This is a genomic window from Mesorhizobium sp. WSM4849 (assembly GCF_055811385.1).
In genome coordinates this window covers 93,011-113,165 of sequence record NZ_JBVVPW010000015.1, presented here as the reverse complement: position 1 = coordinate 113,165, position 20,155 = coordinate 93,011, and the positions used below count along the sequence as shown (strand labels likewise).

Annotated in this window: 17 protein-coding genes and 1 pseudogene; 16 read left to right on the top strand and 2 right to left on the bottom strand. The window is 62.9% G+C overall.

What is annotated here, in order from left to right; genetic code table 11:
* The first annotated feature begins 48 nt into the window (after positions 1 to 48).
* The gene (locus AC0L3L_RS18830) at positions 49 to 1,305 is read left to right on the top strand and encodes a D-amino acid dehydrogenase (RefSeq protein ID WP_473638683.1); all 1,257 of its coding nucleotides are present in this window, start codon (positions 49 to 51) and stop codon (positions 1,303 to 1,305) included.
* Between the two features lie 98 nt (positions 1,306 to 1,403).
* Here AC0L3L_RS18830 and AC0L3L_RS18825 read toward each other — a convergent pair whose 3' ends face one another.
* On the bottom strand, positions 1,404 to 2,285 hold the full coding sequence (locus AC0L3L_RS18825) for a LysR family transcriptional regulator (RefSeq protein WP_473638682.1): 882 nt from the start codon (positions 2,283 to 2,285) through the stop codon (positions 1,404 to 1,406).
* Positions 2,286 to 2,662: 377 nt separating this feature from the next.
* Here AC0L3L_RS18825 and AC0L3L_RS18820 point away from each other — a divergent pair, with 377 nt between their 5' ends.
* From AC0L3L_RS18820 to AC0L3L_RS18810, 3 genes are all read left to right on the top strand, one after another.
* The gene (locus tag AC0L3L_RS18820; RefSeq protein ID WP_473550696.1) at positions 2,663 to 4,159 is read left to right on the top strand and encodes a CoA-acylating methylmalonate-semialdehyde dehydrogenase; all 1,497 of its coding nucleotides are present in this window, start codon (positions 2,663 to 2,665) and stop codon (positions 4,157 to 4,159) included.
* A 225-nt stretch (positions 4,160 to 4,384) separates the two neighbouring features.
* Positions 4,385 to 4,684 carry a hypothetical protein gene (locus tag AC0L3L_RS18815; RefSeq protein WP_473486296.1) on the top strand — a complete coding sequence of 100 codons (300 nt, stop codon included), beginning with the start codon at positions 4,385 to 4,387 and terminating at the stop codon, positions 4,682 to 4,684.
* A gap of 281 nt (positions 4,685 to 4,965) precedes the next feature.
* Positions 4,966 to 5,346: a hypothetical protein gene (locus AC0L3L_RS18810; RefSeq protein WP_473638681.1), complete on the top strand. Its 381-nt coding sequence runs from the start codon at positions 4,966 to 4,968 to the stop codon at positions 5,344 to 5,346.
* 10 nt (positions 5,347 to 5,356) lie between these two features.
* On the opposite strand, the gene AC0L3L_RS18805 is transcribed toward AC0L3L_RS18810, so the two are convergent.
* Entirely contained in the window at positions 5,357 to 6,049 is a 693-nt protein-coding gene (locus AC0L3L_RS18805; RefSeq protein WP_473638680.1) for a GntR family transcriptional regulator, read from the bottom strand.
* Between the two features lie 71 nt (positions 6,050 to 6,120).
* Between AC0L3L_RS18805 and AC0L3L_RS18800 the strand changes: the two genes are divergently transcribed.
* The 12 genes and pseudogenes from AC0L3L_RS18800 (at position 6,121) to AC0L3L_RS18745 (ending at position 20,015) form a co-directional block, all read left to right on the top strand.
* Entirely contained in the window at positions 6,121 to 7,014 is an 894-nt protein-coding gene (locus tag AC0L3L_RS18800; protein ID WP_473638679.1) for a dihydrodipicolinate synthase family protein, read from the top strand.
* A 232-nt stretch (positions 7,015 to 7,246) separates the two neighbouring features.
* Positions 7,247 to 8,497: an NAD(P)/FAD-dependent oxidoreductase gene (locus AC0L3L_RS18795; protein ID WP_473638678.1), complete on the top strand. Its 1,251-nt coding sequence runs from the start codon at positions 7,247 to 7,249 to the stop codon at positions 8,495 to 8,497.
* Positions 8,498 to 8,509: 12 nt separating this feature from the next.
* Complete coding sequence (locus AC0L3L_RS18790) at positions 8,510 to 9,511, top strand: 4-hydroxyproline epimerase (protein ID WP_473638677.1); 1,002 nt, start codon at positions 8,510 to 8,512, stop codon at positions 9,509 to 9,511.
* A 334-nt stretch (positions 9,512 to 9,845) separates the two neighbouring features.
* Positions 9,846 to 10,748, top strand: a complete 903-nt coding sequence (locus AC0L3L_RS18785) for a branched-chain amino acid ABC transporter permease (RefSeq protein WP_287330300.1) — start codon at positions 9,846 to 9,848, stop codon at positions 10,746 to 10,748.
* Positions 10,749 to 10,752: 4 nt separating this feature from the next.
* Positions 10,753 to 11,055: pseudogene (locus AC0L3L_RS18780) on the top strand (DUF3382 domain-containing protein); the annotation flags it as partial.
* A 66-nt stretch (positions 11,056 to 11,121) separates the two neighbouring features.
* Entirely contained in the window at positions 11,122 to 12,381 is a 1,260-nt protein-coding gene (livM, locus tag AC0L3L_RS18775; protein ID WP_473638734.1) for a high-affinity branched-chain amino acid ABC transporter permease LivM, read from the top strand.
* Positions 12,381 to 13,541 (top strand): ABC transporter ATP-binding protein, encoded by a 1,161-nt coding sequence (locus tag AC0L3L_RS18770; protein ID WP_473638676.1) that lies wholly within the window; start codon positions 12,381 to 12,383, stop codon positions 13,539 to 13,541. Before livM ends, AC0L3L_RS18770 begins: the two co-directional genes overlap by 1 nt.
* Entirely contained in the window at positions 13,541 to 14,269 is a 729-nt protein-coding gene (locus AC0L3L_RS18765) for an ABC transporter ATP-binding protein (protein WP_192361325.1), read from the top strand. The genes AC0L3L_RS18770 and AC0L3L_RS18765 overlap by 1 nt, the downstream gene beginning before the upstream one ends.
* An 18-nt stretch (positions 14,270 to 14,287) precedes the next feature.
* The gene (locus tag AC0L3L_RS18760; RefSeq protein WP_029348956.1) at positions 14,288 to 14,635 is read left to right on the top strand and encodes a DUF6867 family protein; all 348 of its coding nucleotides are present in this window, start codon (positions 14,288 to 14,290) and stop codon (positions 14,633 to 14,635) included.
* Positions 14,636 to 14,774: 139 nt separating this feature from the next.
* Positions 14,775 to 15,905: a branched-chain amino acid ABC transporter substrate-binding protein gene (locus AC0L3L_RS18755; protein ID WP_473638675.1), complete on the top strand. Its 1,131-nt coding sequence runs from the start codon at positions 14,775 to 14,777 to the stop codon at positions 15,903 to 15,905.
* 231 nt (positions 15,906 to 16,136) lie between these two features.
* Positions 16,137 to 19,595: a pyruvate carboxylase gene (pyc, locus tag AC0L3L_RS18750; RefSeq protein WP_473638674.1), complete on the top strand. Its 3,459-nt coding sequence runs from the start codon at positions 16,137 to 16,139 to the stop codon at positions 19,593 to 19,595.
* Positions 19,596 to 19,754: 159 nt separating this feature from the next.
* Positions 19,755 to 20,015 carry a DUF2312 domain-containing protein gene (locus tag AC0L3L_RS18745; RefSeq protein WP_023800031.1) on the top strand — a complete coding sequence of 87 codons (261 nt, stop codon included), beginning with the start codon at positions 19,755 to 19,757 and terminating at the stop codon, positions 20,013 to 20,015.
* The last annotated feature ends 140 nt before the right edge of the window (positions 20,016 to 20,155 follow it).

Here is a 20,155-nt window from a genome sequence, read left to right as displayed (position 1 = left end):
GCCCCGCACCAAAACCCCTGACAAGACGTCGTTCTGGAGAACTATGCGATGAAGATCTTCGTGCTGGGCGGCGGCGTTATCGGGGTCACCACCGCTTATTATCTCGCCGAGGCCGGCCATGAAGTGACGGTGATCGACCGCCAGAAGGGCCCGGCGCTGGAAACCAGCTTTGCCAATGCCGGCGAGATCTCGCCCGGCTACGCCTCGCCCTGGGCCGGTCCCGGCGTCCCGTTGAAGGCGATCAAATGGCTGTTGATGAAGCATGGTCCGCTGGTGGTGCGGCCGACTCTCGATCCGCATATGTGGGTATGGCTGGTCAGGATGCTGCGCAACTGCACGGCCGAGCGCTATGCGGTGAACAAGGCCCGCATGGTACCTTTGGCCGAATACAGCCGCGACACGCTGAAAGCGCTGCGCGAGGCGACCGGCATCGCCTATGACGAGCGCGCCAAGGGAACGCTGCAGCTTTTTCGCACGCAACAGCAGCTCGACGGCACTGCCGGCGATGTCGAGGTGCTGAAGACATACGGCGTTCCCTACGAGATCCTCGATCCCGACCGCTGCATCGCGGCTGAGCCAGGGCTGGCAGGGGTGCGTGAAAAATTCGTCGGCGGCCTGCGACTGCCGGGTGACGAAACCGGTGACTGCAAGATGTTCACCGACCGTCTGGCCGAGCTCTGCGTGGCGCGCGGCGTCACCTTCGAATACGACACGTCGATCAGGCGGATTGTCCGCAAGCGCAACCGTATCGCCAACATCAATACGAGCAAAGGTTGGAAGGCTGCCGACGCCTATGTGATGGCGATGGGCAGCTATTCGGCCAAGTTCATGCGCAGCCTGAAACGACCCATCCCGGTCTATCCGGTCAAGGGCTATTCGATCACCGTGCCGATCAAGGATGCTGCCGCAGCACCGGTGTCGACGGTGATGGACGAGACCTACAAGGTGGCGATCACCAGGCTCGGCGGCCGCATCCGGGTCGGTGGCACGGCGGAGATTTCCGGCTTCGACCTGACGCTGCATGAATCGCGGCGGCGCACGCTCGAACATTCGCTCGGCGACCTATTTCCAGGCAGCGGCGACATGCGGTCGGCGACCTTTTGGTGCGGGTTGCGGCCGATGACGCCGGACGGGCCGCCGCTAATCGGCCGCACCGAGTTTTCCAACCTCTATCTCAACACCGGCCACGGTACGCTCGGCTGGACCATGGCCTGCGGCTCGGCCAAGGTCCTGGCCGACATCATTTCCAGCTGGGTGCCGGACATCAATGTCCGCGATCTTGGACCGGAGCGATACCAGCGGTAGGATCGGAAGGGTCCTTCATCCATTTGAGCGGGGTGAGAAACTTGCCGCGCAATTTGGGATCAAGGTTCAACACACTTCGCCGCGTCAGATGAATATCGTCAGACGAACAGGCTTCGCTCCCGTTCCACCGCCTTGGTGATGAAGCTCGCGACGATCTGGACGCGGCGCAGCGGCCTGACCGATTCGTGATAGACCAGCCAGTAGGCGCGGCGGATGGGCGCGACAATGTCGACAGCCACCAGTTCCGGCATCGAACGGGCGAGGAAGGTGTGCAGGATACCGATGCCGGCGCCGGAGCGCACCGCTTCGGCCTGGCCGAGTGCCGAGGAGATGGCGAAGCTCGTGCGCCAGTCGGCACTGAACTCGGCCGCATAGTCGAGCGAGGGGCTGACGATGAGATCCGGCACATAGCCGATCAGCGTGTGCCGGCCGAGCTCGGCCAGCGTCTGGGGCAGGCCATGCGCTTCGGTATAGGCGCGGGACGCGAACAGGCCGAGCGTGTAATCGACCAGCTTTCCCGCCACCAGCCTGCCTTCGGTCGGCCGCTCCACTGTGATGGCGATGTCGGCCTCGCGCCTGGACAACGAGAAGGAACGCGGCACCGGCACCAACTGGATGGTGAGTTCGCGGTGAAGCGCCGTCAGTGCGCCGAGTCGTTTGGCCAGGAAGGCGACGCCGAAACCATCAGGCGCGCCGATGCGCACGGTGCCGGAGACATCGTCGCCTTCGCCCGCCAAGGTCGAGCGCGCGGCGATCATGTCGCCTTCCATGCGCTCGGCGATGTCAAGGAAACGCTCGCCCGCCGGCGTCAACTCGCTGCCGGTGGTCAGCCGGCGAAAGAGTTTTGTGCGCAACGCATCCTCGAGTGCGGCGACGCGGCGCGAGACGGTGGCGTGGTTGAGCTCCAGCCGCTTGGCCGCGCCAAGGATCTGGCCGGCACGCGCCACCGCCAGAAAGATGCGGACGTCATCCCAGTTCATGAGGAGGGTCCGCTTCAATAGCGAGCGCCGCGTTCCCGCCCACCCCCCTCTGTCCTGCCGGACATCTCCCCCGCAAGGGGGGAGATCGGATGTCGCATTGGCTTTCGCCAATCTCCAACGTTGCAGAAAGGGCGGTAAGGCTGAAGCTGCCAATCTCCCCCCTTGCGGGGGAGATGGCCGGCAGGCCAGAGGGGGGTGTGAAGGAACGCAATCTCTCAATCCCTGCAGCGATGAACCGGAACCCTATCATTTGCGGCAATTGATGCACAGGCGTCGTCCGCTATCTATTTTCCGCACAACGGTTGCGTGTTCGCTCGCGTTGCCATCGGCCGCACAAAGGCGGACAATGCTGCATCACAAATACAGGGAGAGAAACCATGATCGAATACGGTCATTTCATCGGCGGCAAGCGTGTCGCTGGGACCAGCGGCCGCAAGCAGGACGTCATGCAGCCAATGGACGGCACGGTGCGCGGCACCGTGGCACTGGCTTCGCAGGCGGAACTGCGTGCGGCGGTGGAAAACGCCAAGGCGGCGCAGCCCGGCTGGGCGGCGACCAACCCGCAGCGGCGCGTGCGCGTGTTGATGAAGTTCCTCGAACTGGTCGCCAAGGAGTATGATGCGCTGGCCGACATTCTGGCGCGCGAACACGGCAAGACCATCGCCGACGCCAAGGGCGACATCCAGCGCGGCCTGGAAGTGGTCGAGGCCTGCATCGGTGCACCGCATATGATGAAGGGCGAGTTCACCGACGGCGCCGGCCCCGGCATCGACGTCTATTCAATGCGCCAGCCGCTCGGCGTCGTTGCCGGCATCACGCCGTTCAATTTTCCGGCGATGATCCCCTTGTGGAAGATCGCGCCGGCTATCGCTTGCGGCAACGCCTTCATCCTGAAGCCTTCGGAGCGCGATCCAGGCGTGCCGATGCGCATCGCCGAATTGTTCATCGAGGCCGGCCTGCCGGCGGGCATCCTCAACGTCGTCAACGGCGACAAGGACGTGGTCGACGCCATCCTCGACGACCCTGACATCAAGGCTATCGGTTTCGTCGGCTCGACGCCGATCGCCCAGTACATCTATTCGCGCGGCTGCGCGGCCGGCAAGCGCGTGCAGTGCTTCGGCGGCGCCAAGAACCACATGATCATCATGCCCGACGCCGACATGGACCAGACCGTCGACGCGCTGATCGGCGCCGGCTACGGCTCAGCCGGCGAGCGCTGCATGGCGATCTCGGTGGCTGTCCCGGTCGGCAACGACACCGCCAACCGGCTGATGGAAAAGCTGGTGCCGCGTGTCGAAAGCCTGAAGGTCGGCCCATCGACGGATTCGTCCGCCGATTTCGGCCCGCTGGTCACGGCGCAGGCGCTGGAGCGGGTCAAGGGCTACGTCGACACCGGCGTCAGGGAAGGCGCCAAGCTGGTCGTCGACGGGCGCGGCTTTTCCATGCAGGGCTATGAGAACGGCTATTATATGGGCGGCTGCCTGTTCGACAACGTGACCGCCGACATGCGCATTTACAAAGAAGAGATCTTTGGGCCGGTGCTCTCCGTGGTGCGCGCGCCGACTTACGAGAACGCGATCAAGCTCGCCAACGACCACGAAATGGGCAACGGCGTCGCCATCTTCACCCGCGACGGCGATGCGGCGCGCGACTTCGCCTCGAGGGTCCAGGTCGGCATGGTCGGTATCAATGTGCCGATCCCGGTGCCGATCGCCTACTACACGTTCGGCGGCTGGAAAGCGTCTTCCTTCGGCGACCTCAACCAACACGGACCGGACGCATTCCGTTTCTACACCAAGACCAAGACGGTGACCTCGCGCTGGCCGTCAGGTGTGAAAGATGGGGCCGAGTTCGTCATCCCGACGATGAATTAGCCGGACGGTTCCGGATCCTGATTTATGAGTGAAGACGAAGAAGGCCCGGCTAGAAACCGGGCTTTCTGTTGGCCGGTCTCGCACCGTATCTGCGTGAACGCTAATGTGATGGAACCAGGCGGGCAGTAGAAGTCTTAAAATTGCAATCCCGCGAAGCAAGCGCGGCAGATCAACCAACGGCGCTGGCGACATCTTCGGGCACCGGCCGGCGCAAGGAGGTGTCAGATGACGCGTCTTATGGTGTCGATACTTTGCGCGGCGGCTGCCGCGCTTTCCGCCGCCCCGGCAACAGCGGCCGACCAATGCGCGCCACGAGCCGACATGATCAAGGCGCTCGGCGAGAAGTTTCGGGAAAATCCGACCGCTCTCGGCGTCGTCAATCCGAATGTGATTGTTGAAGTCTTCGTTTCCGACCAGGGCACCTGGACCATCCTCGCCAGCGACACACGCGGTCAAAGCTGCGTGGTTTCGGTGGGTGAAGGCTGGGAGAGCGCGATGACGACAGCGGCGCTGCCAGGTACCTGAGCCCGCCTAACGGGTGCAGCCGCCTTAGTATAGCCGCGCCAGGCCGCGGTTCTCGTGGCGACCATGAAACGGATCCACAGGCGCCCCAGCGGGCGCCTGCTTGCGCTTTTTCCTTGCCGACACCATATATGGAACATAGTGGGAACATTAGGAATCGTCCCCGCTGATGACAGACCGGAACACAGAAAGGAACGACGCGATGACGTCGGAACCCGGCCTGAATCGTTCCGGCAAAATGAGGGCTCTCCCTTTGTCGGACGTGATAGCAAAGGAAGTGCCCTATGGCGCGCAAATCGCTGTTGATTGGGTTGAAAACCCTGATTCTTGCTGGGGCATTGGCGGTGGGTACGAACGCCGCAAGCGCCCAATATCAATATTGCGTTGAACATGGCGATCTCGTCGCCCACCTGAACGAGCAGTTCCAGGAAAGACAGTTTGCTTTCGGGCTGATCGGTCAGATGGCGATTATGGAAGTCTATGTCGCCGACAGCGGAAGCTGGACGATCATCGTCACCGACGTCGCCGGCAGAAGCTGCATCGTCGCGGCCGGCGAACATTGGGAAAACGTGGTGATCCCGCCAGGACGCATGACCGAATTGAACGATGCTCAGCGCCTGACCGCCGCCGGATGGACGGAACTCAAAGAGCCGGCCGAAGGTTGATGCAGATCTCCTAGCGCGTCGCAGCCGCCTCGGCATGGCCGCGCAGCAGCGCCATCAGGCGCTTGGCATCTTTGGCGGCGGCGTCTTCGTCGCCGGCGAGGATCGAGCGGATCAGCGCGACGTGGTGCTCTGCCGATTCCGCCAGTCCGGTTTCGGCCTTGTAGCGGAACCAGAAGCGGCGGCTGTGGGTCTGCAACGGGGCTGCCAGCCGCGCGGCGAAGGGGTTGTCGGCCGCCAGCGCCAGCGCCTCGTCGAGCGCTTTGTCGGCCTGAATGAAGGCCAGCACATTGCCTGATATCACCGCCTTCTGCATCGCCAGTGCCGCATCGTGAAACAGATCGGCGGCGTCACGGGTGACGAAGCGGGCGGCCGAGCGGGCAAGAACCACCTCGACGCCACGCCGTGCATCGAGAACGCGCAACCAGTCGCCGGGATGCAGCGGGGCAATGGCAATGCCGGCACGCGGCCGGACATCCAGCAGTCCCTCCCACGCCAGCCGCTGGATCGCCTCGCGCACCGGCGTGCGGCCGAGCCGCAGCCTGTCGATCAGCGCGCCCTCGGTGATGAAGCTTGAAGGCGCCAGTTCAAGCGTCACGATCATGTGCTCGAGCAGGCGGTAGGCTTTCGCCGCCACTGGCTCGAATGCCGAGCTTGTTTCATTGAATATCAAAGGCGAGCTCCTGATATATTTTTGATATATCATAGCGAAATCCGTGTTGACAGTCGGTTTGTTAATAAATATACGACTGATATATCAGATGTGGAGCGACCGCCATGTGGACTGGAGTTTTCCCCGCCGTCACGACCAAATTCACCGAGGACGACCGCCTCGACCACGGCGAGATGGAGCGCTGCTTTGCGCTGCAGATGGAGGCCGGCTGCGACGGCATCATCGTCTGCGGTTCGCTCGGCGAGGGGCCGATGCTCTCGCATGACGAGAAGATCGACGTGCTGAAGACCGCGCAGAAGATCGCCGGCAAGAGGCCGGTTCTGCTGACGGTCAACGAAGCCGGCACGCGCGAGGCGGTGGCGATCGCGCGCCGCGCCGCCAGAGAGGGCGCCAACGGGCTGATGGTGGTGCCGAGCCCGATCTACCACACCAATGCGGAGGAGACGGTCGCCGCGCTGCGCGCCGTCGCCGAGGCCGGCGACCTGCCGGTGATGATCTATTCCAACCGGCTTGCCTATCGCGTCGACGTCACCGTCGACCAGATGGAGGAACTGGCGGAGGACAAGCGCTTTGTCGCCATCAAGGAATCCTCCGACGACATCCGCCGCTCGACCGAAATCATCAACCGCTTCGGCGACCGCTACGACCTGTTCACCGGCGTCGACAATCTGGCGTTCGAGGCGCTGTCGGTCGGCGCCATCGGCTGGGTGGCGGGACTGGTCACCGCGTTTCCGCGCGAGACGGTCGCCATCTACCAATTGATGAAGCAGGGCCGCCGCGAGGAGGCGCTGAAAATCTACCGCTGGTTCCGGCCGCTGCTCGACCTCGACGTCTCGACCTATCTGGTGCAGAACATCAAGCTTGCCGAAGTCCTGGCGATCAACACGAACGACCGCGTGCGCATGCCGCGCCAGCCGCTGTCGGGCGAGCGCCGCAGGACGGTCGAAAAGATCGTCGGGGATGCGCTGGCGGTGCGGCCGGTACTGCCACAATTCTAAGGGGTGGCAATGTCGCAGACCCCCTCATCCGGCCGCGGAGCCTGTCCTCGGGCTTGCCGAAGGCAAGACCCGTGGGCGGCCACCTTCTCCCCGAGGGGAGAAGAGGTCGCCAACGCTGGCGTCAGTCTCTTCTCCCCGACGGGGAGAAGGTGGCCCGAAGGGCCGGATGAGGGGGCTGGCTACAAGGTACCGAGCGATGCGGAGGTCGAGCCATGCAGCGTGGCGCGCAGCCATGAATAGCGATGCTGCAATCGACATCGCCATTATCGGCGGCGGCATCATCGGCATCTGTGTCGCCGCCTATCTGGCCGAGGCGGGGCGAAACGTCACGATCTTCGATCGGACTGGGATCTGCGAGGAAACGAGCTCCGGCAATGCGGCCGCCCTGGCCTTTTCCGATGTGCTGCCGCTGGCCCACAAGGGCATGATCAGGCATCTGCCGAAATGGCTTGCCGACCCGCTCGGCCCGCTCAGCATCCCGCCCGCCTACCTGCCGAAGCTGCTGCCCTGGCTTGTCCGCTTCTGGCGGGCCGGACGAAGCGACCGCTACGAGGCCAGCCTCGCGGCGCAGGCCGGGATGATGCGGCTCGCCGAGGCCGAATGGGCCGGGCTGATGGCGCGCTCGGGCACCGGAAACATGCTGCGCGAGGACGGCTCGCTCGAACTTTACGAGAGCGACGCCGAGTTCAAGGCGTCACTGCCCGGCTGGGCAGCAAGGCAGCGCTTCGGCATCGGCTTCAGCCATGTCGAGGGCGATGCTGTCGCCGCCTTGCAGCCGGGCCTGTCGCCGCGCTTCGTCAAAGGCACTTTCGTGCCGGGATGGAAGACCGTTACCGATCCGAAATTATTGGGCAAGGCGATCTGGGCCCATGCCGAGACCAGCGGTGCGCGTTTCGAAAAGGCGAGGATCGACCATGTCGGGGCGGGACAGGACGGCGCGACATTGACGCTGGCCGACGGCACGGTGCGGCATGCAAAATGCCTCGTCATCGCCGCCGGCGCCTGGTCGCATCTCCTGGCGAAACATCTCGGCGACCGCATCCCGCTCGAAACCGAGCGCGGCTACAACACGACCCTGCCGAGGACCGCCTTCGACGTGAAGCGGCAACTGATCTTCTCCGGCCACGGCTTCGTCGTCACGCCGCTTGAAACCGGCGTGCGCGTCGGCGGCGCGGTCGAACTCGGCGGCATCGAGCGGCCGCCCAACTACGCCCGCTCGAAGGCGATGCTCGAAAAGGCCAAAAGCTTCCTGCCGGGACTTGATACGGCCGGTGGTCGCGAATGGATGGGGTTCCGGCCGTCGCTGCCGGATTCGCTGCCGGTGATCGGTGGCGCCAGGCAGGCCGGCACGATAGTCTATGCCTTCGGCCACGGCCATCTCGGCCTGACCCAGGCGGCTGCCACCGGACGCCTGGTCCGCGATCTCATTCTCGGCCAAAATCCGGTGTTTGATCTTTCTCCGTTTTCTCCGAACCGCTTCTGACGGGATCTAGAAATGGCGCGCCACTCCTTCTTCTGCATCGACGGCCACACTTGCGGCAATCCGGTGCGTCTTGTCGCCGGCGGCGGACCGCTGCTCAACGGCGCGACGATGATGGAGCGGCGCGCTCACTTCCTGGCCGAATATGACTGGATCCGCACCGGGCTGATGTTCGAGCCGCGCGGCCATGACGTGATGTCCGGCTCGATCCTCTATCCGCCGACGCGGCCCGATTGTGACATCGCCATCCTGTTCATCGAAACTTCGGGCTGCCTGCCAATGTGCGGTCACGGCACCATCGGCACGGTGACGATGGCCATCGAGCACGGGCTGGTCAAGCCGAAGACGCCGGGTTCGCTCAGGCTGGACACGCCGGCCGGCCTGGTCACCGCCGAGTACAAACAGGTCGGCGAGTATGTCGAGGAGGTGCGCATCACTAACGTGCCGTCCTTCCTCCATGCCGAGGGACTGACGGTCGAATGCCCGCAACTCGGCGAGATCATCGTCGATGTCGCCTATGGCGGCAATTTCTACGCCATCGTCGAGCCGCAGAAGAACTATCGCGACATGGCCGACCACTCCGCCGGCGACCTCATCGCCTGGAGCCCGGTGGTGCGGCAGCGGCTCAACGAGAAGTACGCCTTCGTGCATCCCGAGAATCCCGGCATCGACCGGCTGTCGCATATGCTGTGGACGGGTTCGCCGACTGACAGCCAAGCGGATGCGCGCAACGCCGTCTTCTACGGCGACAAGGCGATCGACCGTTCGCCTTGCGGCACCGGCACCTCGGCGCGGATGGCGCAGCTTCACGCCAAGGGCAAGCTTAGGACTGGCGACGATTTCGTCCATGAATCGATCATCGGCTCGCTGTTCAAGGGCAGGGTCGAGAAGGAGGTCACAGTGGCGGGCAAGCCGGCGATCATTCCCTCGATCGGCGGCTGGGCGCGCATGACCGGATTGAACACGATCTTCATCGACGACCGCGACCCGTTCGCGCACGGATTCGTCGTCAAGTAAAGGGAATCCTGACCCTAGGGAAACCAAAGGAGCCAAAAGGGATTGCCTTCAGCAGCGCAACGATCCTGCTCATCAACTTATCTTGACGGCGATTTCTTCGAAACGGGGTGCATGATACGGCTGAATCGTCAAAGACATTGCGTTATGCCAATGATAGGGTCCGCGATGGTCCAGGGGCCGGATTATGAAAGAACGGGCAATCAGGCAACGTGCGGCGAAAACCCGCGTCCCGATTGAAAAATCACGTTGCAATCCGGGCTCGAAACTTTACGACTAGGAGAAATACGAAAGGAATGCGTCTGCATGGGCGACATTCCAGGGGAGCCGCGTAAACATGCAGTATTTTGTCCAGCAGCTTATCAATGGGCTGACGCTGGGATCGATCTATGGGCTGATCGCGATCGGCTACACGATGGTCTACGGCATCATCGGCATGATCAATTTCGCCCATGGCGACATCTTCATGATCGGCGCTTTCGCCGCGCTCATCGTTTTCCTTATCCTCGGTGCCTTGTTCTATTCGTTGCCGGTAGTGATCGCGCTCCTGGTCATGATGATCGTCGCAATGCTGTTGACCAGCATGTACAATTGGACGATCGAGAAGGTGGCCTACCGGCCTTTGCGCGGTTCGTTCCGGCTGGCGCCGCTGATCACCGCGATCGGCATGTCGATTGCGCTGTCCAATTTCGTCCAGGTGACGCAAGGGCCGCGCAACAAGCCGGTCCCGCCGATGGTGTCCAAGGTCTACAACATCGAAGGCATCAGCGTGTCGCTGAAGCAGATCATCATCGTCCTGGTCACCATAGTCCTGCTGGCGCTGTTCTGGTACCTGGTCAACAAGACCTCGCTGGGTCGAGCCCAAAGGGCGTGCGAGCAGGATCGCAAGATGGCCGCATTGCTCGGCATCGACGTCGATCGCACCATCTCGATCACCTTCATCATGGGCGCCGCCCTTGCCGCCGTCGCCGGCACGTTGTTCCTGATGTATTACGGTGTGGTGGTGTTTTCCGATGGCTTTACTCCCGGTGTGAAGGCATTTACTGCCGCGGTGCTCGGCGGCATCGGCTCGCTGCCCGGCGCCGTGCTCGGCGGGCTGATGATCGGCTTCATCGAGAGCATGTGGTCGGCCTATTTCTCAATCGACTACAAGGACGTCGCCGCCTTCTCCATCCTGGCGATCGTGCTGATCTTCCTGCCTTCCGGCATTCTCGGCCGGCCAGAAGTCGAAAAGGTCTGAGACAATGGCGGTCACCGCATCTCCGGAGCGCGACATCGTCGCCACCCCCCTGCAGCGCGCCACCCGCGAAGCGCTCTATGCCGGCGCCATCGCGCTCGGCCTGTTCGTGCTGTTCATCGGCCTGAAGACCGACCAGAACATCTCCAACGAACTGATCCTGGTGCAGCGCTGGGGCTTGCTCGCCGGCGTCGTCATCGCCACCATGGCCGGACGCTTCCTTTACGTCGCCTATGGCCAACCCTTCCTGGCGAACCAGAAGATCGTCGACGTCGCCACCGGCCTGCTGCCGGTCAGCCTGGCTTCGCGATTCTTCCGCCTTCCCGCGTTCATCCTGGCGGTCGCCGTCGCCGTTATTCTGCTGGCGCTCAGTGGATTGCTGACCGAAGCTTTGGGGCCGGAACTTTCCGATTTTGTGCGGTTCGTGCGGGCGCTTGCAATCATCTATGCGCTGGCCTGGCTGATTTATCATTTCCGGGCCTTCATTCATGCTCATTTCTCGGCATTGGGCATAACCGCACTGGCGCTCTACCCGATCGTCGTGGTGTTGGTGCTGGCGCTATATGCCGGGTCCATGGCGGCCGGGTTCCAGGGCTCGCTGAAGTATGTCGACAATTACGGCATCCAGATCCTGATCTATGTGATGCTGGCCTGGGGGTTGAACATCGTCGTTGGCCTCGCCGGCCTGCTCGACCTTGGTTATGTCGCCTTCTACGCCGTCGGTGCCTATGCCTATGCGCTGCTCGGCACGCATTTCGGCCTCTCGTTCTGGATCCTGCTGCCGGCCGCCGGCGCCATGGCCGCATTCTGGGGCGTCATGCTCGGCTTTCCGGTGCTGCGCTTGCGCGGCGACTATCTAGCGATCGTGACGCTCGCCTTCGGCGAGATCATAAGGCTGGTGATCATCAACTGGCGCGAGGTGACCAACGGCTCGGCCGGTATTTCCGGCATCCCGAAGGTCTCTTTCTTCGGCCTGATATCGTTCAACGTTTCGGACCCGAACTATATCGCCAAGGTTTTCGACATCGCCACGTCGAGCGCCTACTACAAGATCTTCCTCTACTACCTGATCCTGGGACTCTGCCTGCTGACCGCCTTCGTCACGGTGAGGCTCAGGCGCCTGCCGGTCGGCCGCGCCTGGGAAGCGCTGCGCGAGGACGAGATCGCCTGCCGCTCGCTCGGTATCAACACCACCACCACCAAGCTCACGGCCTTTGCCACCGGCGCGATGTTCGGCGGCTTCGCCGGCTCGTTCTTCGCTGCGCGGCAAGGCTTCGTCAGCCCGGAATCCTTCATCTTCCTGGAATCGGCCATCATCCTTGCCATCGTCGTGCTTGGCGGCATGGGCTCGCTGGTCGGCATTGCCGTCGCCGCCATGGTGATGATCGGCGGCACCGAAATCCTGCGCGAACTGGATTTCCTCAAGACCGGCCTGAGTTGGGGCAACATTAAGGTCATACCCGGCTTCGGCCCCGACTTCACGCCGGAGCTTTATCGCATGCTGTTGTTCGGCATGGCCATGGTCATCGTCATGCTGTGGAAGCCGCGTGGCTTCGTCGGCAATCGCGAGCCGACAGCCTTCCTCAAGGTACGCAGAGCCGTGTCGGGGTCCTTCACCAAGGAAGGACACGGCTGATGAATGCGAGCCCATCCGTGAACGATGCCATCCTGCAGGTCGAGCATCTGTCGATGAAGTTTGGCGGTTTGGTCGCCATCGGCGACCTGTCCTTCCAGGCCAGGCGCGGTGAGATCACCGCGCTGATCGGGCCGAACGGTGCCGGCAAGACCACTGTGTTCAACTGCATCACCGGCTTCTACAAGCCGTCGGAAGGCATGATCACGCTCAGCCGGCGCGACGGCTCGAGCTTCTTGCTCGAACGCCTGCCGAACCACGAGATCCCGGCGCGCGCCAAGGTGGCGCGCACCTTCCAGAACATTCGTCTGTTCTCGGGCATGACGCTGCTGGAGAACCTGCTGGTGGCGCAGCACAACAAGCTGATGAAGGCTTCCGGCTACACCGTCCTCGGCCTGTTTGGCTTCAGCGGCTACCGGACGGCGTCGGCCGAGTCGATCGACCTCGCCAGGCACTGGCTGGAAAAGGCCGACCTCGTCGATCGAGCCGACGATCCGGCCGGCGACCTGCCCTACGGCGCGCAACGGCGCCTGGAGATCGCGCGGGCGATGTGCACGGGTCCGGAACTGCTCTGCCTCGATGAACCGGCCGCCGGACTCAATCCGAAGGAATCAATGGCGCTCAACGCGCTTCTGATGGATATCAAGGACAACACCGGCACCTCGATCCTGCTGATCGAGCACGACATGGCGGTGGTCATGCAGATTTCCGACCATGTCGTGGTGCTCGAATACGGGCGCAAGATCTCGGATGGCAGTCCGCATGCGGTACGCACCGACCCGCGTGTCATTGCCGCCTATCTCGGGGTCGAAGACGAGGACGTCGAGACGGTGCTGACCGAGGTCGGCGACGAAGGCGTCATCGAGCAACTGGATACGGGCCCGGATTCGGCGCACGGCCCGGACACATCATCTTCGTATCTCGCCGGACCGGTGACCGACACGGTCGGCCACAGCGAGGGCGAACGGGTCACGGTGTCGAAGGGCGCCTCGAAAGCCGGGCAGGTCGACGCAAGGTCGAGCGCCGCGGCAAGCAAGGCAGCCTCCCCGGCGGCAGCCAAGCAACCCTCTGCCGCGAAATCCTCAGCGGCAAAGCCGGCCACCAAGGCTCCGGTAAAGCCGAAGACACCGGGCGGCTCCAACCGGCGCGGAGGGCGTAAATAATGGCCGGCACGACGCTGCTCGATATCAAGGGCGTCCAGACCTACTACGGCAACATCAGGGCGCTGAACGGCGTCGATGTGACCGTCAAGCAGGGCGAGATCGTGGCGCTGATCGGCGCCAACGGCGCCGGCAAGTCGACTCTGATGATGACCATTTTTGGTGCTCCGCGGGCGCGGGCGGGCACCATCACCTTCGCCGGCACCGACATCACCCAATTGCCGACCCATGAGATCGCGCGCATGCGCATCGCCCAGTCGCCGGAGGGACGGCGCATCTTCCCGCGCATGACGGTGATGGAAAACCTGCAGATGGGCGCCAGCCTCGACAACCTCCAGCATTACGACGAGGACGTCGAGAAGGTGTTCACGCTGTTTCCGCGCCTGAAGGAACGCATTGCCCAACGCGGCGGCACGCTGTCGGGCGGCGAGCAGCAGATGCTGTCGATCGGACGTGCGCTGATGGCGCGGCCGAAGCTGCTTCTGCTCGACGAGCCGTCGCTGGGCCTGGCGCCGCTGATCGTCAAGCAGATCTTCGACGCCATCCGCGAGTTGAACCGCACGCAGGGGCTGACCGTGTTCCTGGTCGAGCAGAACGCCTTCGGCGCGCTGAAGCTCGCCACGCGCGGCTATGTCATGGTCAACGGCAATGTGACGATGAGCGGCACCGGCAAGGAACTGCTCGCCGATCCGGACGTGCGCGCCGCCTATCTCGAAGGCGGCCATCACTGAGTTCAGGAGACATCAATCATGCAGGGCATTCTCTATGAGGAACCCTCCGTCTGGCAGTTCTTCTTCGTCACCTGCCTGCTTGGCGGCTGGGCGGCATGGATGACGGGCAAGGCCTGCGCCCAAACATGGCGCAGCTTCGTCCAATTGTTCGCTTACATGCTCGGCCTCGGCATCGCCGTAAGGTTCATCCATCACGCACTGTTCGGCGGCACGATGTTCTCGCTGCAGTACTACATCGTCGACACCATTGTCCTGATGATATTGGGCTTCATCGGCTATCAATACACGCGCACCAACCAGATGGTGACACAGTATAACTGGCTCTACGAAAGAGCATCGCTTTTGAGCTGGAAACCAAAAGGTTGACGTTTATAATTAACGCCGTTCCGGGGATGAATCGGCGTGACAAGTGCCTGAAAATCGGCAAAGTACGTTTTCTGCGAGTAAAAGTGGGCATCGCATGAAAGCATCATCCACGCCCACTCTGTAAATGGGAGCGTTTTACATGAGAAAATCACTTTTGTCCGCCGTCGCCCTGACCGCGCTTGTCGCGTTCAGCGGAAGCGCGTGGGCTGACATCATGGTCGGCGTTGCCGGTCCGATCACCGGTCCGAACGCCGCCTTCGGCGCGCAGCTGCAAAAGGGCGCCGAACAGGCTGTCGCCGACATCAATGCGGCCGGCGGCATCAACGGCGAGCAGATCAAGCTCACGGTCGGCGACGACGTCTCCGATCCGAAGCAGGGCATCTCGGTCGCCAATAAGTTCGTCGCCGACGGCGTCAAGTACGTGGTCGGCCACTTCAACTCGGGCGTTTCGATCCCGGCATCGGAAGTCTACGCCGAGAACGGTATCCTCGAGATCACGCCGGCTGCGACCAATCCGAAGTTCACCGAACGCGGCATGTGGAACACCTTCCGCACCTGCGGACGCGACGATCAGCAGGGCAAGGTTGCTGGCGACTATCTCGCCGCGAACTTCAAGGATGCCAAGATCGCTGTCATCCATGACAAGACGCCTTATGGCCAAGGCCTCGCCGACGAAACCAAGAAGGCGCTTGCAGCCAATGGCGTGACCGAGGCCATGTATGAAGGCATCAATGTCGGCGACAAGGATTTCTCGGCCCTTATCGCCAAAATGAAGGACGCGGGCGTCTCCGTCGTCTACTATGGCGGCCTGCACACCGAAGCCGGCCTGATCATACGCCAGCTCGCCGACCAGGGCCTCAAGGCAACCTTCATGTCCGGCGACGGCATCGTGTCAAACGAATTGGCCTCCATCGCCGGCGACGCCGTCGACGGCACGTTGATGACGTTCGCTCCGGATCCGCGCAAGAATCCGAACGCCAAGGAACTCGTCGAGAAGTTCCGCGCGGCCGGCTTCGAGCCTGAGGCCTATACCCTCTACTCCTACGCGGCGATGGAAATCATCGCGGCCGCCATCGCCAAGGCCGGTTCAGCCGATGACGCTCAGAAGGTCGCCGAGACCATCAAGTCGGCCGGCCCCTGGAAGACCACGATCGGCGAGATCGGCTATGATGCGAAAGGCGACATCACCCGTCCGGATTACGTCATGTACACCTGGAAGAAGGGTGACGACGGCAAGTACACCTACGTCGAGAACGCGCCCGGCAAATAACCGGACGCTGCTACATAATGCCCGGCGCCTCGCGCCGGGCATTTTTCATGAGAGTTTCCCGAAAGCCCGGATCGGGACTGCGAGACGTCGTCCGGGACCGACACGCAATGTGTCAACGCGATAGATCAAACTAAATCGGTTTAATCGCTTCCTTCGATTTTGTTTGCACTGCAGCATTTTCGCGTTAATCATGTCGTCAGTTCCCTTCCGTTCGCGTCCGGAGCCTTGTCCTTGGCAATCTCGAAGATCCTTGTCGCCAACCGCTCCGAAATTGCCATCCGCGTCTTCCGCGCGGCCAACGAACTCGGCCTCAAAACCGTTGCGATCTGGGCTGAGGAGGACAAATACTCGCTGCATCGCTTCAAGGCCGACGAAAGCTATCAGGTCGGGCGCGGGCCGCATCTGACCCGGGATATGGGGCCGATCGAAAGCTATCTGTCGATCGAGGAAGTGATCCGCGTCGCCAGGCTTTCGGGCGCGGATGCCATCCATCCGGGCTATGGACTGTTGTCGGAAAGCCCTGAATTCGCCGAAGCCTGCGCCAAGGCCGGCATCATTTTCATCGGACCCAAGCCGGATACGATGCGCAGGCTCGGCAACAAGGTCGCCGCACGCAACCTGGCGATCGAGGTCGGCGTACCGGTAATTCCCGCCACCGATCCCTTGCCGGACGACATGGAGGCGGTGAAGGCGCTCGCCAAGACGATCGGCTATCCGGTGATGCTGAAGGCATCGTGGGGCGGCGGCGGCCGCGGCATGCGCGCCATTCGCTTGGAAGCCGATCTCGCCCGCGAGGTGACGGAGGGCAAGCGCGAAGCGAAAGCCGCCTTCGGCAAAGACGAGGTCTATCTCGAAAAGCTGATCGAGCGCGCCCGCCATGTCGAGGTGCAGGTGCTGGGCGACATACATGGCAATGCCGTGCACTTGTTCGAGCGCGATTGCTCCATCCAGCGCCGCAACCAGAAGGTGGTCGAGCGCGCGCCGGCGCCGTATCTCGAAATGTCACGGCGCGAAGAGCTTTGCGGTCATGCGCTGAAGATCGTCCGCAAGACGAGCTATATCGGCGCCGGCACGGTCGAATTCCTGCAGGATGCCGACACCGGCAAATTCTATTTCATCGAGGTCAACCCGCGCATCCAGGTCGAGCACACCGTCACCGAGCAGGTGACCGGCATCGATATCGTCAAGGCGCAAATCCACATCCTCGATGGTTTCGCCATCGGTACGCCGGAATCGGGTGTGCCGGCGCAGAAGGATATCAGGCTCAACGGCCATGCGCTGCAGTGCCGCATCACCACGGAAGATCCTGAGCATAATTTCATTCCCGACTATGGCCGCATCACCGCCTATCGCGGCGCCACCGGTTTCGGCATCCGCCTCGATGGCGGCACCGCCTATTCCGGCGCGGTGATCACCCGTTTTTACGACCCGCTGCTGGAGAAGGTGACAGCCTGGGCACCGACGCCGGCCGAGACCATCGCTCGCATGAACCGCGCACTGCGCGAGTTCCGTATTCGCGGCGTGGCGACCAACCTCACCTTCCTCGAGGCGATCATCAATCACCCGAGTTTCGCCGACAATTCCTACACGACCAAGTTCATCGACACGACGCCGGAACTGTTTGCGAGCGTGAAGCGGCAGGACCGCGCGACCAAGCTGCTCAACTACCTGGCCGATGTCAGCGTCAACGGCCATCCCGAGGCGCGCGGCCGGCCGCAGCCGAAGGTGGATGCGGCGGCACCGATGGTGCCCTATCTCAACGGCAATGTGCCCGATGGCAGCAAGCAGAAGCTCGACGCGCTTGGGCCGGAGAAATTCGCGGCCTGGATGCGCGCGCAGAAAGAGGTGCTGGTCACCGACACGACGATGCGCGACGGACATCAGTCCTTGCTCGCGACGCGGGTGCGCACATATGACATCGCCGGCATTGCCGGCACCTATGCGCGCGCGCTGCCGCAGCTTTTGTCGCTCGAATGCTGGGGCGGGGCGACGTTCGACGTCGCCATGCGCTTCCTCACAGAAGACCCGTGGGAACGGCTGTCGCTGGTGCGCGAGGCAGCGCCCAATTTGTTGCTGCAGATGCTTTTGCGCGGCGCCAACGGCGTCGGCTACACCAACTATTCCGACAATGTCGTCCAGCATTTCGTCAAACAGGCAGCCGCCGGCGGCATCGACCTGTTCCGTGTCTTCGACTGTTTGAACTGGGTCGATAACATGCGCGTCGCCATGGATGCGGTCGGCGCCGAAGGCAAGCTGATCGAAGCGGCGATCTGCTACACCGGCGACATACTCGACCCGGCCCGAGCCAAATACGACCTCAAATACTATGTCGCGCTGGCCAGGGAGTTGCAGGCGGCCGGCGCCCATATCGTCGCGGTCAAGGACATGGCCGGCCTGCTGAAGCCCGCGGCGGCACGAGTGCTGTTCAAGGCGCTGCGCGAGGCGACCGACCTGCCGATCCACTTCCACACGCACGACACGTCAGGCCTCTCGGCGGCGACGGTGCTGGCTGCCGTGGACAGCGGCGTCGACGCCATCGACGCGGCGATGGATTCCTTGTCGGGCAACACCTCGCAGCCTTGCCTGGGCTCGATCGTCGAGGCGCTGAAGGGCACCGAGCGGGATCCGGGCCTCGACCCGCAATGGATCAGGAACATCTCGTTCTACTGGGAGGCGGTGCGCAACCAGTATGCCGCTTTCGAAAGCGACCTGAAGGGGCCAGCCTCGGAAGTCTACCTGCACGAAATGCCGGGTGGGCAGTTCACCAATCTCAAGGAACAGGCGCGCTCGCTCGGTCTGGAGACGCGCTGGCACGAAGTGGCGCAGACCTATCATGACGTCAATCTGATGTTCGGTGACATCGTCAAGGTGACGCCGTCGTCCAAGGTCGTCGGCGACATGGCGCTGATGATGGTGAGCCAGGACCTGACGGTCGCCGATGTCGAAAATCCGGCCAGGGATATCGCCTTCCCCGACTCGGTCGTGTCGATGCTGCGCGGCGACCTCGGCCAGTCGCCCGGCGGCTGGCCGGAGGCACTGCAGAAGAAGGTGCTGAAAGGCGACAAGCCGATCACTGCGCGGCCCGGTTCGCTGCTGAAAGCAGCCAATCTCAAGGCCAGCCGCAAGGAGATCGAAGACAAGCTCGAGCGCAAACTCAACGAGTTCGAATTCGCCTCTTGGCTGATGTACCCGAAGGTTTTCTCCGACTTTACCGCAGCGCAGGAAACCTACGGGCCGGTCAGTGTGCTGCCGACGCCAACCTATTTCTACGGCATGAAGCCGGAAGACGAGATCTTTGTCGACATCGAGAAGGGCAAGACGCTGGTGGTGCGCTGCCTGGCCATCGGCGATGTCGATGAGAAGGGCATGGTCACCGTATTCTTCGAGCTCAACGGCCAGCCGCGCCGGGTCAAAGTGCCGGACCGTGCGCATGGCGCTTCCGCCGCCAAGGCGCGGCGCAAGGCTGAGCCGGGCAACGAGGCGCATGTCGGCGCGCCGATGCCCGGCGTCGTCTCGGCGCTTGCCGTTGCCGCCGGCCAGGCGGTCAAGGCTGGCGACGTGCTGCTGTCGATCGAGGCGATGAAGATGGAGACGGCATTGCATGCCGAGCGCGACGGCACAATCGCCGAAGTGCTGGTGAAGGCCGGCGATCAGATCGACGCCAAGGACCTGCTGATCGCCTTCGGATGAGACAGAAATGTTGCCCAGGCAGAGTTGTCTGCGTCTGGCGGCAGCCCTTCAGGCCGCACGATAACAGCTTGACCCGCCGCCCCCGGTCGGGCATCGAACCGCTGCAAATTCACCGCGACAGTTCCTGAGTCGCGGCATGGAAAACGACGCGGAGAAAAAATGGCCGACGACATCACCGAAACCAGTCAGACTGTTGCCGCCGGTCAGCTGCGAGCCTTCATCGAGCGCATCGAGCGGCTCGAGGAAGAGAAGAAGACGATCGCCGACGACATCAAGGAAGTGTTCGCCGAAGCCAAGGGCACCGGCTTCGACACTAAGGCGATGCGGTCGATCATCCGGCTGCGCAAGAAGGATCAGGCCGAGCGGCAAGAGGAGGAAACCATCCTCGACCTCTACAAAGCCGCTCTCGGTATGGTGTAAGGCTGATGACAGCCCCGGGGGGCGGGGGGGGGGGGGCGGGGGGGGGGGGGGCGGCCGCCCCCCCCGGGGGGGGGGGGTTTTGGTGGGGGGTGGGTTTGGGCGCATTGCGCGGGGGCGGGGGGGTGTTTGGGGGCCGGGGG

What these genes read in the sequence shown, in the direction of transcription:
- AC0L3L_RS18745 (WP_023800031.1), top strand. Translation starts at nt 19,755, where the DNA reads ATGGCCGACGACATCACCGAAACCAGTCAGACTGTTGCCGCCGGTCAG.
- AC0L3L_RS18765 (WP_192361325.1), top strand. Translation starts at nt 13,541, where the DNA reads ATGGCCGGCACGACGCTGCTCGATATCAAGGGCGTCCAGACCTACTAC.
- AC0L3L_RS18805 (WP_473638680.1), bottom strand. Translation starts at nt 6,049, where the DNA reads ATGATATATCAAAAATATATCAGGAGCTCGCCTTTGATATTCAATGAA.
- AC0L3L_RS18815 (WP_473486296.1), top strand. Translation starts at nt 4,385, where the DNA reads ATGACGCGTCTTATGGTGTCGATACTTTGCGCGGCGGCTGCCGCGCTT.
- AC0L3L_RS18795 (WP_473638678.1), top strand. Translation starts at nt 7,247, where the DNA reads ATGAATAGCGATGCTGCAATCGACATCGCCATTATCGGCGGCGGCATC.
- AC0L3L_RS18770 (WP_473638676.1), top strand. Translation starts at nt 12,381, where the DNA reads ATGAATGCGAGCCCATCCGTGAACGATGCCATCCTGCAGGTCGAGCAT.
- AC0L3L_RS18825 (WP_473638682.1), bottom strand. Translation starts at nt 2,285, where the DNA reads ATGAACTGGGATGACGTCCGCATCTTTCTGGCGGTGGCGCGTGCCGGC.
- AC0L3L_RS18755 (WP_473638675.1), top strand. Translation starts at nt 14,775, where the DNA reads ATGAGAAAATCACTTTTGTCCGCCGTCGCCCTGACCGCGCTTGTCGCG.
- AC0L3L_RS18820 (WP_473550696.1), top strand. Translation starts at nt 2,663, where the DNA reads ATGATCGAATACGGTCATTTCATCGGCGGCAAGCGTGTCGCTGGGACC.
- AC0L3L_RS18830 (WP_473638683.1), top strand. Translation starts at nt 49, where the DNA reads ATGAAGATCTTCGTGCTGGGCGGCGGCGTTATCGGGGTCACCACCGCT.
- AC0L3L_RS18810 (WP_473638681.1), top strand. Translation starts at nt 4,966, where the DNA reads ATGGCGCGCAAATCGCTGTTGATTGGGTTGAAAACCCTGATTCTTGCT.
- AC0L3L_RS18785 (WP_287330300.1), top strand. Translation starts at nt 9,846, where the DNA reads ATGCAGTATTTTGTCCAGCAGCTTATCAATGGGCTGACGCTGGGATCG.
- AC0L3L_RS18800 (WP_473638679.1), top strand. Translation starts at nt 6,121, where the DNA reads ATGTGGACTGGAGTTTTCCCCGCCGTCACGACCAAATTCACCGAGGAC.
- AC0L3L_RS18790 (WP_473638677.1), top strand. Translation starts at nt 8,510, where the DNA reads ATGGCGCGCCACTCCTTCTTCTGCATCGACGGCCACACTTGCGGCAAT.
- AC0L3L_RS18760 (WP_029348956.1), top strand. Translation starts at nt 14,288, where the DNA reads ATGCAGGGCATTCTCTATGAGGAACCCTCCGTCTGGCAGTTCTTCTTC.